15 protein-coding genes and 1 tRNA gene are annotated in these 11,832 nt (G+C 67.4%); 10 read left to right on the top strand and 6 right to left on the bottom strand.

Features of this window, described 5'->3' with window-relative positions; translation table 11 throughout:
* Positions 1-3: 3 nt before the first annotated feature.
* Complete coding sequence (locus H5965_RS41935; RefSeq protein ID WP_310976747.1) at positions 4-705, bottom strand: GntR family transcriptional regulator; 702 nt, start codon at positions 703-705, stop codon at positions 4-6.
* A gap of 95 nt (positions 706-800) precedes the next feature.
* On the opposite strand from H5965_RS41935, the gene H5965_RS41930 reads away from it, so the two are divergent.
* Genes H5965_RS41930 through H5965_RS41910 form a run of 5 tightly spaced genes read left to right on the top strand, consistent with a single transcriptional unit; the run spans position 801 to position 5,508 of the window.
* A complete protein-coding gene (locus H5965_RS41930) occupies positions 801-2,069 on the top strand; it encodes an MFS transporter (protein WP_310976745.1) in 1,269 nt (422 codons plus the stop codon).
* Positions 2,066-3,004 carry a phosphoglycerate dehydrogenase gene (locus tag H5965_RS41925; protein WP_310976744.1) on the top strand — a complete coding sequence of 313 codons (939 nt, stop codon included), beginning with the start codon at positions 2,066-2,068 and terminating at the stop codon, positions 3,002-3,004. Before H5965_RS41930 ends, H5965_RS41925 begins: the two co-directional genes overlap by 4 nt.
* A gap of 5 nt (positions 3,005-3,009) precedes the next feature.
* Positions 3,010-4,374 carry an acyclic terpene utilization AtuA family protein gene (locus H5965_RS41920; protein WP_310976743.1) on the top strand — a complete coding sequence of 455 codons (1,365 nt, stop codon included), beginning with the start codon at positions 3,010-3,012 and terminating at the stop codon, positions 4,372-4,374.
* Positions 4,367-4,705 carry a DUF4387 domain-containing protein gene (locus H5965_RS41915; RefSeq protein ID WP_310976742.1) on the top strand — a complete coding sequence of 113 codons (339 nt, stop codon included), beginning with the start codon at positions 4,367-4,369 and terminating at the stop codon, positions 4,703-4,705. The genes H5965_RS41920 and H5965_RS41915 overlap by 8 nt, the downstream gene beginning before the upstream one ends.
* Positions 4,702-5,508, top strand: coding sequence for an alpha/beta hydrolase (locus tag H5965_RS41910; protein ID WP_310976741.1), 807 nt, complete (start codon positions 4,702-4,704; stop codon positions 5,506-5,508). Before H5965_RS41915 ends, H5965_RS41910 begins: the two co-directional genes overlap by 4 nt.
* Before the next feature lie 136 nt (positions 5,509-5,644).
* Here H5965_RS41910 and H5965_RS41905 read toward each other — a convergent pair.
* The 5 genes from H5965_RS41905 to H5965_RS41890 form a co-directional block, all read right to left on the bottom strand.
* Positions 5,645-5,757: transfer RNA gene (locus tag H5965_RS41905), tRNA-OTHER, on the bottom strand.
* A 171-nt stretch (positions 5,758-5,928) separates the two neighbouring features.
* Complete coding sequence (locus H5965_RS46280) at positions 5,929-6,657, bottom strand: DUF6338 family protein (protein WP_396136994.1); 729 nt, start codon at positions 6,655-6,657, stop codon at positions 5,929-5,931.
* Between the two features lie 3 nt (positions 6,658-6,660).
* Positions 6,661-7,590, bottom strand: a complete 930-nt coding sequence (locus H5965_RS41900) for a hypothetical protein (protein ID WP_310976739.1) — start codon at positions 7,588-7,590, stop codon at positions 6,661-6,663.
* 25 nt (positions 7,591-7,615) lie between these two features.
* Entirely contained in the window at positions 7,616-9,091 is a 1,476-nt protein-coding gene (locus H5965_RS41895) for a helix-turn-helix transcriptional regulator (protein ID WP_310976738.1), read from the bottom strand.
* A gap of 186 nt (positions 9,092-9,277) precedes the next feature.
* Positions 9,278-9,604 (bottom strand): GntR family transcriptional regulator, encoded by a 327-nt coding sequence (locus H5965_RS41890; protein WP_310976736.1) that lies wholly within the window; start codon positions 9,602-9,604, stop codon positions 9,278-9,280.
* Between the two features lie 119 nt (positions 9,605-9,723).
* On the opposite strand from H5965_RS41890, the gene H5965_RS41885 reads away from it, so the two are divergent.
* Genes H5965_RS41885 through H5965_RS41865 form a run of 5 tightly spaced genes read left to right on the top strand, consistent with a single transcriptional unit; the run spans position 9,724 to position 11,803 of the window.
* Complete coding sequence (locus tag H5965_RS41885; RefSeq protein ID WP_310976735.1) at positions 9,724-10,017, top strand: hypothetical protein; 294 nt, start codon at positions 9,724-9,726, stop codon at positions 10,015-10,017.
* Positions 10,014-10,376, top strand: a complete 363-nt coding sequence (locus H5965_RS41880) for a hypothetical protein (RefSeq protein ID WP_310976734.1) — start codon at positions 10,014-10,016, stop codon at positions 10,374-10,376. The genes H5965_RS41885 and H5965_RS41880 overlap by 4 nt, the downstream gene beginning before the upstream one ends.
* Position 10,377: 1 nt before the next feature.
* On the top strand, positions 10,378-10,695 hold the full coding sequence (locus H5965_RS41875) for a hypothetical protein (RefSeq protein ID WP_310976733.1): 318 nt from the start codon (positions 10,378-10,380) through the stop codon (positions 10,693-10,695).
* The gene (locus tag H5965_RS41870; protein WP_310976731.1) at positions 10,695-10,898 is read left to right on the top strand and encodes a hypothetical protein; all 204 of its coding nucleotides are present in this window, start codon (positions 10,695-10,697) and stop codon (positions 10,896-10,898) included. Before H5965_RS41875 ends, H5965_RS41870 begins: the two co-directional genes overlap by 1 nt.
* On the top strand, positions 10,898-11,803 hold the full coding sequence (locus H5965_RS41865) for a hypothetical protein (RefSeq protein WP_310976729.1): 906 nt from the start codon (positions 10,898-10,900) through the stop codon (positions 11,801-11,803). Before H5965_RS41870 ends, H5965_RS41865 begins: the two co-directional genes overlap by 1 nt.
* The last annotated feature ends 29 nt before the right edge of the window (positions 11,804-11,832 follow it).

The following is an 11,832-nucleotide window of genomic DNA, read 5'->3' as shown; positions in this document are numbered from 1 at the left end:
GCCTCAGGATCCCGCGAGCAGGTCGGCGAGCCCGCCGCGGGCGTCTTCGAGCACGAGCGCCTCGGCCGCCGCCGAGTCGCCGGCGCGCAGGGCCCGCACGAGCTGGCGATGGGTGGCGTAGCGGTCCAGCCCGAACGTGTCGTCCGCGCTGACGCGTTCGAGCACCCGCGCGCGCCGCTCCGGGCGGGAGAACACCCGGGTCTGGTCGAGGAGGCGGACGAGCACCGGGTTGCCGGCGCACGCCTCGACGAGGGCGTTGAAGCGCTGCATGGCGTCGAAGAGCCGGCCGACGTGCTTCTCGACGTCTTGGCCGGACTCGTGGCGCTGCTTGACGAGGATGAGCAGGTCGTCGGCCTCGTCGAGGATCGCGTCGAGCCCGGCCAGCTGCTCGGGCGTCGCGTGCCGCGCGGCGAAGCGGGCCACCATGCCGCGCAGGCCGACCTCGACCTCGGCGAGGTCCTGGACGGCGACGCCGCCGAACATCGCCACCTTGACCGTCCGCGGGCCGGACCGTTCGAGGAGGCCGTCCTGTTCGAGCCGCCGGATGGCTTCGCGCACCGGCGTCGGGCTGACCGACAGCTGCTCGGCGAACCCGCGCTCGGTGACCTTCTGGCCGGGGCGCAGCTCGCCGGTGGTGATCGCGTCGCGGATCGCGCGGTACACGCGATCGGCCAGCGTGTCGGTGGTCAGTGCTTCACCCAGCATGGGTCCGAGTCTACGGCAAAACTAATTTGCAACTCTTGACCATCTTGCTATAGCAAAAGTACGGTGGCGGACATTGGTCGAGGAAGGGGCCGACGATGACGTTGACCACCCCGCGCGTCCGGACGGGACGCATCACGTTCTTCGTGGCTCTGGCGGTCTTCGCGCAGGAGTCGACGTGGAACCTCTACGACTCGCAGGTTCCACCGCTGCTGCGCGAGCACGTCGGCAGCGCCGCGCTCATCGGCGCGCTGATGGGCATGGACAACCTGCTCGGCATCTTCATCCAGCCGTGGATGGGCAACCGCTCCGACGGGACGCGGACCGCGTGGGGCCGGCGCATCCCGTACCTGGTCGTCGGCATGCCGGTGGCGGCCGTGCTGTTCGTGGCCATCCCGCACGCCGCGGTTTCGCTGCCGCTGCTGATCCTGGTCATGTTCGGCTACGCGCTCGTCGCGAATTCGTTCAAGCCGATCGCCGAATCCCTGCTCCCGGACTACATCGGGCCCGAGCGGCGCAGCCGGGCCAACGCCGCGGTGAAGATCGCCTCCAGCATCACGGTGATCGTCGCCGCGCTGATCAGCATCTTCCTCATCGACGACTTCCCGAAACTGTCCTTCGCGATCCCGGCCGTCCTGATGCTGGTGTCGGTGGGCGTGCTCGCCTGGCGGGTGCGCGACAGCAAGTCCCCGGCGTACCAGGCGGCACTCGAAGAGGACCGCGCCGGACACACCGAGAACACGCCCCGGGTGCGGATGCGGGACGTCCTGCTGGACATCGTGCGCGACACCGACCGCAGCCGGCTGCTGGTCATCGCGGCGGTGCTCGCGTTCGGCAGCGCGTGGTTCGCCTCGCGCTCCCTCATCACCAACTACGGCATGGAAGCGCTGGGCATGTCCCGCGGCGACGCCGGCGGCCTCACCCTCCCCAGCGGACTCGCGTTCATCGCGGCCGCCTACCCGGTCGCCCTGTTCGCCGAACGCTTCGGCCGCCTGCGGGTGATCCTGATCGGGATGGCCGTGTTCGCGGCGGCGATGGTGCTCGGCACCCTCGTCCGGACGCCGGCCGGCACGGTCGTCGCGATGTGCGTGGCGGCCGCGGGCGCGTCGGCGTTCATGGTGAACATGGCGGTGGTCCTCTGGAACCTGGCGCCGTCGGCCCGCGTGCTCGGGACCTACACCGGCCTGTACACCGTCGGCTGGGCCGGCGGCGGATTCCTCGGGCCGGCGCTGGTCGGCGGCATGGTCGACGTGACCGGGTGGCCCTTCTTGCTGCTGGACATCGCGGTCGTCACCGCGGTCGCGGTGCTCCTGGTGGCGCGCGTGGCCCAGCTGCAGCGCCGCCGGACCGACGGGCGGGTCCTGTGAAGCGGGTCCTGATCACCACCGACTACCTGCGCCCCGGCGACGACGTCGACGTGTACCTGCGCGAGGCCGGGCTGGACACCGTGCACCTGCCGATGACCGGCAAGCGCGATCCCGGACAGCTCGTGGCCGCGCTCGATCGGATCGACGCGGCGCTGGTGGCCAACGAGCCGCTGTCCGCCGATGTCCTGGCGCGGGCGCCGCGGCTGCGGGTCGTCGTCCGGACGGGCGTGGGGTACGACTCGATCGACGTCGAAGCCGCGGCCCGGCAGGGGATCAGCGTCAGCAACCTGCCCGGCGTCAACGCCAACGCCGTCGCCGAGTACACCCTCGGATTGCTGCTCGCCGCCGCACGGCGGCTCGTGCAGTCGGCTTCCGGCGTGGCGCGGGGGGAGTGGCCGCGCGAGGACGGGCGCGAGCTGCGCGGGTCGACGCTCGGGCTCATCGGGTACGGCGCCGCGGCGCGGGCGGTGGTGCCGCTGGCCCGCGCGTTCGGGATGACCGTCGTCTGCGCCACCGGGGTGCGGGACCCGGACGTCCGGGTCGTCGAGCTGGCCGAGCTGCTGTCCACTTCGGACTATGTATCGGTGCACACGGCGCTGACCGACCGGACCCGCGGACTGCTGGACGCCTTGGCGTTCAAGCGGATGAAGCCGACCGCGGTGCTGGTCAACACCGCGCGGGGAGCGATCGTCGACGAAGAGGCGCTCGTGGCGGCGGTGCGGTCCGGCGAGATCGCGGGCGCGGCGCTCGACGTCGTCGGCGAAGAGCCGTTGCCGGCGGACAGCCCGCTGCGAGGCGTGGACGGCATCGTCGTCTACTCGCACCTGGCCGGGCAGACCGCCGAAGCGCGCCGGGCCGCCGGCCTGCGCGGAGCCGAAGAGCTGGTCGCGGCCCTGGAAGGCCGGGCCCGGCACGTGGTGAACGGAGAGTTGTGAGGGACATGGAGAAAGTGCGTGTGCTGGCCCCGAGCGGCATGCTCGGGGCGGGCTGGGACCACGCGACGGTCGAGCGCGGCATCGCCCTGGGCGCCGACGTCATCAGCATCGACGGCGGGTCCACGGACTCGGGTCCGTACTACCTCGGTGCCGCGACGGCCAAGACGACCGCCAAGGCCGTGGCGCGCGACCTGCGCAGCCTGTTCACCGCCGCCGCGGGCGCCGGTATCCCGGTGATCGTCGGCTCGTGCGGGACGAGCGGGACCGACGCCGGCGTCGACTGGGTCGCCGGGATCGCCGCCGAAGTGCTCGCGGAGGAGGGCTTGGACCTCAAGGTCGCGAAGATCTACAGCGAACAGGACGCGGCCGCGCTGAAGGAACACCTCGACGCGGGTCGCGTGCACCCGTTGCCGCCCTTGGGAGAGCTCGACGCGGAAACCCTCGAAAGCTGCACGCACATCGTCGGCGCGATGGGGCACGAGCCGATCGTCGAGGCGCTGCGCGCGGGTGCCCAGGTCGTCCTCGCCGGTCGCGCGACCGACACGGCGGTCGCGGCGGCCTACCCGCTGATGATGGGCATGCCCGCCGGGCCGACGTGGCACGCGGCCAAGATCGTCGAGTGCGGCGGCCAGTGCACCGACAACCCCCGCGCGGGCGGCGTCCTGGCCACCATCGACGCGGACGGCTTCACCATCGAACCGCTCGACCCGGGCGCGGCCTGCACCCCGATCCTGGTGGCCGCGCACATGCTCTACGAGACGGCGGACCCGTTCGAGATGCGCGAACCCGACGGCACGCTCGACGTCCGCGACGCGGTGTACACGGCCGTCGACGACCGCACCGTCCGCGTCACCGGCTCCCGGTTCCACGTCGCCGACCAGTACACGATCAAGCTGGAGGGCGCCCGGATCAGCGGGTACGAGACGATGTCGTTCTCGGCGATCCGCGACCCCCTGGTCCTGGCCGGCATCGACGAGTGGGCGGCGCTGATGCGCACGCTGATCGCCCAGCGCGTGAGCGGGACACTGGGCCTGGCCGCCGACGAGTACGCGTTCGACCTCCGGCTGTACGGTCACAACGCGGTGCTGGGCGAGCTCGAACCCGAAACCGGGCCGCCGCGCGAGGTCGGCGTGATGCTGCTGGTCAACGCCCCCGACCAGCCGACGGCGACGGCGGTGGCCAAGATCGCCAACCCGCTGATGCTGCACCTGCCGACCCCGGCGATGGACTACCTGCCGAGTTTCGCGTTCCCGTCGTCCCCCGCCGAGGTCGAGCGCGGGGCGGCGTACGAGTTCGTGCTCAACCACGTGGTCGACTGCGTGCCGCTGGACCTGTTCCGGCTCGAGTTCGAGGAGGAAACCCGTGCCTGACACCACGTTGGCGGACCTGTCCCACGAAGTCCGGTCGAAGAACGCGGGCCCGTTCTGGGTGACGATGGAACTGTTCCTGCGCGACGCCGACGGCTACCGCGTCGCGGCGGACGAGACGTTCCTGAACGAGCGCGTGATCGCGGCGCTGTACCGGGTGGACGAGGGGGCGATCCGGATCTTCCGGATCCCGTCGCTGAACGTCGTGAAGATCTCGTTCCCGCGGCCGGTGGGCCAGGGTTCGGTGCGGGACCGCGACATGCACGCGGGCCAGCACCACGTACCCCTGGCGCGGCTGGTGGTGCCGGCCGGCCGGCGAAACCGCACGCCGTGATCCGCGTCGAAGACCTGCCGCCGGAGCACCCCGGCCGCCGGCTGCTCACCAAGCGCACCCCGTTCTTCGCAGCACCGAACGAGCCGAGGTGCAGTTACTGCGCCTACATCCCCACGAGCTGGACGCCGGAGGCGGAGCTGCCCGTCCTGGTGGCCGTGCACGGCACCGGCCGCAGCGTCGGCGAACTGCGTGAGGGGCTCATCCCCTTCGCCGAACAGCACCAGGTCATCGTCGTGATCCCGCTGTTCCCGGTCGGCATCGACGACCCCGACGGCGTGCACGACTACAAGGTCGTCGACGCCCACGGAATCCGGTTCGACGTGGTGCTGCTCGACATCCTGGAGCAGGTCCGGGTCCGGTGGAACGCGTGTGTCGGAAAAGTGTTGCTGTGCGGACATTCCGGTGGAGGCCAGTTCGCCCACCGCTTCCTGTACCTCCACCCGGACCGAGTGATCGCCGCCGCGATCGGCGCACCGGGCGGAGTGACCCTGCTCGACGACTCACTCGCTTGGCCGGAGGGCATCGCCGACACCCGGCAGCGGTTCGGAATCACGGTGGACCCGGCCGCGATCGCCCGGATCCCGGTCCTCCTGATCATCGGAGGCGACGACGACGGCCGAGCCGACTTGGCCGCCATGGGCGACCACGGCCACAGCCGCCCGGAGCAGCTCAACCGCCTGGCCGAAACCCTGGCCCGGCACGGCACGGCGGTCCAGAAGATCGTGGTCCCGGGAGTGGGCCACAGCGCAGCGGGAACACGACCACCGATCATCGAGTTCTTCACCGGCTTGCTGCCCGGATGAGCCAGTTCACTGATGAGAGGACTCTCGACTGGGCGGGCTGACGGCCGGGCAGCTCCGGACACCGCCGGACCGAACGAGATCAGCCCCTGACCGGATAACGCCTGGTCAGGGGCTGATTTCTGCTGGTGGGCCACTGTGCCCCCGGTGAGATTCGAACTCACACTGGACGGGTTTTGAACGGACCATGGAAGCTGGCACTGACCTGCGATGGCGGTGCGGACACGCGCTTCAAGGGGGCGGTACGGGGGCGCGCCTGTGGTGGCCGTGCTGGCGTGAGCGTGTGGCTGCACCGTCGTAACACGAAGCCGGGAGGGCGCGATCACTAGGGAGCGAACGACCCAGGGAGAGCCATGACCAAGAAGACCGGTGGACAGCGGCGAGTCCAGCAGACCGACGGAGCGCGCGGACAGAAGTCGGCTATCACGGTGAAGACTCCGACGACGCCGACGAAGACGGCTCCTGCCGAGATGCCGAAGCCTCCGAAGAAGTAGTACCCGTTAGAGCACGTTCTCGTGTTCCTAATGGTACGTATGTGGTAATGAGCGCGACAATCCTCGAAGCAGAGATGCAAGCTTCGTCTGCGCCATATGGGAGCATCTCTTGATGCTTCTCGTACGCATACCTGATTGGTTCGATTAGCACGAGATCGCGGTCCTTTATGTCATCCGCAATGGTGCTGAATGACTTGAGGTAGCCGTCGATTTTCGAGCCATCGTCGAGAATGCAGTTCACGTGGATTTCTGCCGTCTCGTTTCGATGACCCCACATGAACCACCATGACGACATTCCGGAGGGGTGGGGCACTCTTGCGCCAATTATGTGTCCGGCCAGAGCGGCAAGGCCGGTTGCGAAGATAAGTCCCCCGAGGGCCCACCATAACACTAAGGCGACATTGTTTCTAAAGTAGGACGTGCTGTCGACGACGAGTTGGCCCACATTTGGCGCGGCATCTGGGTGCAAAGTTGACACGCCAATTATGAGAAGCACTGCAAGTAGGTCGACTGCAACACTAACCGCCGCTACTGTGGCAGTCTCACGAAATATTGATGGCCGATGGTCGGGGAAATTCCGTTCGCGTACCGCGACGTACGCAATGCCAGGCAATAGTAAGACTACGAATAGAACCAGGCCGCCTAAGGTGGTGGGCACACCCTACTCCTCTTGTGTGAACTGTGTGTCAGATGATTGGTCGGACTGATTTTTAGTGTCGGACAAGAGTGCGGCGCGAACCTGCGGGATGTCCGGGATGGACATTCGCGCTGGATCGATGGTCAGGTAGTCGTCTGTTGGAGTGTCGCCGAGTCCGAAGGCGGTCATGTATAGGGAAACGCCGTAAGCTGTGGGACGTAGAATGCTGGCATCACTATCAATACCTTGATAATTTCGCCTGAGGTATTCAACTGTTCCCGAAATGACGGTTTCTACCAATTCGAGTCGGTGTAAAGTGTTGAGTGCCTCGTTGAAAATCTTGCTATATTCGACTTTCTCAAAGTCTTCGCCCACGACCTCGCGTATGGCGTCTTCGGCGTAGAGGACCAACCTGAGCTTTATGGCCTCATCGATATCAAAGAAATTGACCTTCTTTCTGGGGCCGACTCGAAGTAGCTCCCGATATATTAGGTAGTGCAACTTCAGGCTTGTGGATGACATTCGAGAGATGAGATCGATCTGTTCGATCGTCGAGTCATCGTTGCCCCCTAGGTGTCGCGCGGAGGCTAAAATTCCACCAATGTACTCCGTGAGGATGGGGGTCTCTGCAAACCGGGCCTCTTCGATGAGTTTCGTTGCCACGCGGGGTGGGATTTGATCTCGACGCATTGCGGATAGCGTTTTACGGTCGGCATTCAATCCGATCCGTTCCAGGTTTGCGATCTGTCGCTCTAGGGCCTTGCGTTCTCGCTGTCCCCTGATGCGCTCGGCAAGCGATATGCCGATCTCGTCGGCGGCGGGCCCAAATATTCGAGACAGCAGACTGGCGGTTTCCTCTGCTGCTTTTATTAGTGCTTTCGAGGTGACCGGATCCATTGTCTCGCTCTTCGAGGTTTCGCTGTTCTGGTCATCTATATCGGCGCTGTCGGACAATCAAGCCTCCGGGGTTGGTTCACTTTTAGCGGGGAAGGATTTTGTCTCGAAAACGCCAAGAGCGGTCAAGGATGCATGCTCCTGGCGATGCCATTGGTTCTGTTGTTAGCAATCTTGTGACGCTTTCCTCGGTGAATGGCACCCCTTCGGAAACTGAAGATGAGTCCGAGGCGGTGACTAGCACGCCCTCTGCGTTGACGTCGACTGCGTCGCCAAACAGCTCGTCAAACACGTCGTCGTCCATCACTACGACCGTCAGTACGGTGGCGGTAAGGGTCAAGGTGTCGAGTCCGATGCCGAGACAGTAAGCGGCAACGCGGTCTTTCTCGCGTGCGGTCTGAAGATCGCGGTACAGCGACCAGTTCTCATAGTCGAGCGGTTCACCCTGGCTGCCATCGCGCTCCGGCTCCCCGAGGATCTCCTCGGAGTACTCCCGGACCATGCTGCGCCACAGATCGAAGTCGTTCTCCTTGTCCCACGCCGCCACCGAAGACGGCTGGAACTCGCCGGCCGGGATGAGGCCGTAGATGCCGGCGGCCGTCGCGACCTTGGCCGGGTCGCGCCAGTGTAGGAGGAACGTCGCCTTGCCGGTGTCGCGCTGGCGGCGGAGCGTCAGCGTCTCGATCGCGGGCATGACCGGCCGCCGCTCCAGGTCGAACGGGTCGCCGATCAGGCCGCGCAGCGGGAGTTCGGCCCAGTCCGCGCGGGGGACCTTCCGATTCGGGAACTGCGCTACGGCCAGCTCGTGCGCGATGGCCTCGGACAAGTCGAGCTTGTCGAAATACGTCGCCAGGCCGAACGTCATCCGCTCGTTCGAGGGCGTTAGGTCGACGTCCAGTAACCGGTAGCTGGTGCGGTTCTCGAACAGCGACGGCGGGTCCAGATACTTGATCGCCGACGTGTACCGCTCGAAACGCCGGCCGGGCGCGCGGAGCGGCAACGCCTTGTCCGCCTCCGGTTCGGTACCGGTGACCGTGATCGGCACCCGGTGGTCCGACCACTCAAGCTTGATGTCCTCCAGGCGCACCGGCGCCGGCGGCATCCATTCGCGCCGGGCGATCAGCGGAGCCTTACCGATGCGCGCCTCAGGCCGGTAGAGCGTCGCGGCCGCCTCAGCGAGCTCGCGCCGGCGGCTGTTGAGCTCGCGCCGCATCCGGCGCCACTCCTCCTGGCTCACCGCGACCGGGTCGACCTCGTTCACCAGCGCCGACGTCGACGGGGGAGCGACGGGCTGAAGCAGCTCCTTGGACAGGCCGAGCCGCGAGGGCGAGATACCGAGCTGGTTGGCGACCCGCAGCAGTGTGTCCAGGTCCCGGACCTGCCGTTGACCGGTCTCGATCTTCGAGATGTACGACTGGTCCATGTTGAGGATCTGAGCCAAGTCGGCCTGGTTGAGCCCGTTCGTCTTCCGGTACTCCTTCAGGACCTCGGCAAGCAGCCCGGTGTTCAGTTCGAGCTCGGTTGTCGACCTCGGCGAGAGCCACGGCTGGTCTGCTTCCACTGGTGGCGAGTCCCTTCGTTTCGATCTTTTTCGGCTGCAGTCGGGCTGGGTGGATGGCGCTTGAACTGCGTTTATGCCTGGCTGTCATGCGGGAGCGCTGTTAGGACTGTCCGGCCTTGGACTGTGGTGGCGCTCACGGGCGAAGCTAATCCCATGATCACGAAACACGGGCCGAACGGCCGAACATCACGACCGCTTCTCAAGCTCCTCTACCCGGCGCCGGAGGTCGGCAACCTCGGCTCGGAGCGCGGCGACGTCGTCGGCGGGGGCACTCTCGTCCGGGAGGCTCCGGACGAACGTGCCTCGCCCGGCGGCGGACTCGAGCACGCCGGCGTGCTGCAGCTCCCGGATGGCGTTGTGGACCGTCAGTTCGGCGACGTTGTACGTCGCCGACAGCGCTTTGAGGGACGGGATCTTCTCCCCGAGCGCGAACTCGCCGGCCCGGATGCGTCGGACCAGGTCATCCCGGATCTGTGCGCCTAGCGGCTGCGCGCCCTGCTGATCGATAGGCATCTCGCCAGGGTACGCAGAAAACCAACATCACCCTAATGCGCCACACGTGCGAGCTTGACTTACCTAAGCGCTATAGGGTGCACTAAGGCGCAATAAGGTACTTGATCGAAAGGTTCCTCATGAAGTCCGCGAACATCACCAACTACGTCGTCCGGGCCGCCGCCGACAGTGTTTCCGCTGTTCAGGGGTACTGCCCGGATGGCCTGGACGAGTCCGCCATTGACGCGCTGATCGCCGAAGTCGACCAGGAGTTGACCGGCGCGACGGCCGTGGCGGAGACCCGCACCCGGCACGCGTTCACCGACGCGCAGCACGCCCACCGCACTCGTCGGCGCGTCAGCCGCGCGGCGCTGCGGGTGCTGCCGTTCCGGCTCGACACGGCCGCGTCGGCGGAGAGCGGGGAGGCCGCATGACGGTCCGGCTCGGTATCCCCGTCGCATTTGGTCCCGACACGGCGGCTCATCCCGCCAAGAACGTGCACGCCGCGTCGGGTCTCCCGATCAACCACCACGCAGGTAGCTACTCGGAGAGGTCTCTCATGGTAGGCACCCTCACTCCTCGCGCAATGGAGCGTTTGGCGATCCGCCGATACACCGACCAGACCGGCCAGTCCTGGGCCAAGGCCCCGGCCACCACGCGCCGCGCCTGGCTTGCGGACGTCGAGCCGGTCATCCGGGCCGAACACGGCATCGCGCTGGACGCGGTGTGGGACGGCGGGGACTGGCAGGCGCCCGGTCAGGTTGACCTGTTCGACGTGCCGGGGGTGGCCTGAGATGTCCGCGCAGGTGCTGATGGTCCTCGGCTCTCTCGCGCTGGTCGGCGTGTTCGCCGTATGGCGCTCCGGCCGCAAGTCCGCGATCCGGGCCCAGAGGGGCGTTCGCGAGATCACTCGGATGACCGGCAACACGATCCGGCTGGTCCTGGCCACGGCGATCATCACGTTCGTCCAGTGGCTGGTGATCGTGAAGATCCAGAACACCACCGCTACCTGGATCGCGCTCGTCGTCCCGGCGCTGCTTTCCGCCGCCACGATCGTGCGGCTGATGGCCATCACCGAAATCGTCCACACCACCCGTGGAGGTCGTCGCTGATGTTCGGCAAGAAGAAGTCCGACGAGGACGCCATCGACGCCGCCGTGGTCCACGTGCTGCTGTCCGGCATGAAGCCCGAGCACCGGCAGGGCGTTCTTTCGCAGCTCAACGACAACGAACGCCGCCAGGTCCTCAACGCGGAACTGGAAGGCCGCGCGGACCAGTGGGAGCGCAAGAACGGCACGGAATGGGGGCAGAGCTGATGAGCACGGAAACCCTGGCTCCGCAGGACGCGAAGCACCAGCCGCTCACGGAGGCGGACAAGCTCGCCCAGGACGCCGCCACCGCCGCGCAGGTCCGGCGCCTGGCCAACCACCCGGACGTGGTGGCGCTGCGGGTGGAGAAGGTCCGCACGCAGATCGACGCGGTGATCTGGCTCGGGATCTTCCTCGGCCTGGCGTTCACGATGGTCAACGTCCAGTCCTTCGCCGCCGCCGGGGCGGCCACCTGGTCCGCCGGGTGGCTGGCCGGATGGCTGCTGGACCCCATGGTGTCGCTCGTGCTCGTGGCGGTGCTGCGGGCGGAGCAGGTGACCGCCCGGTATCAGGTCGAGACCGGGGCGTGGGCGCACCGCACGAAGTGGTTCGCGTTCCTGGCCACCTACGTCATGAACACCTGGAAGTCCTGGACGCACCTGGACGTGGCCGGGGTGGTGCTGCACTCGGTGCCGCCGGTGCTGGTGTTCCTCGCGGCGGAGACCGCCCCGGTGCTGCGGGACAAGCTCACCGAAGCCGTCATGGCCGCCGCCGGCACCGCGTTCACGGGAGAGCAGCCCGTCGACGCTTCGGCCGCCGCGCCCGCTGCTCCACTGGAGGACGGCGCGGGGGAGACGCCCGCTCCGGTCGTCCGGCCGCGTCGCCGTCCGGCTCGCAAGCCGGCCGCGAAGCCGGCTCGGAAGCTGCGCGGGGACTACCTGGCCGACGCCCGCGCCGCGTGGACACCGGGCATCGAGATCACTCCGGCCTGGGTCCGGTCCGTGTGCCCGGAGATCTCGCGCGGCACCAGCAAGAACGTCGCTGACGACCTGATCGCCGAAACCGCCCGCCCGGCCGTCGCGCCGGTGCCGGCCGACCAGCCCGTGATCGTCGACCAGGAGGAGGCCGCCTGATGTCCACCACCGCCGACCACACGCCTGAG

This window comes from Amycolatopsis sp. 505 (assembly GCF_031625235.1).
In the GTDB taxonomy this organism is placed as follows: domain Bacteria; phylum Actinomycetota; class Actinomycetes; order Mycobacteriales; family Pseudonocardiaceae; genus Amycolatopsis.
Note: the sequence above shows the minus strand (reverse complement) of the source record. Positions and strands in the feature narration are given on the sequence as shown.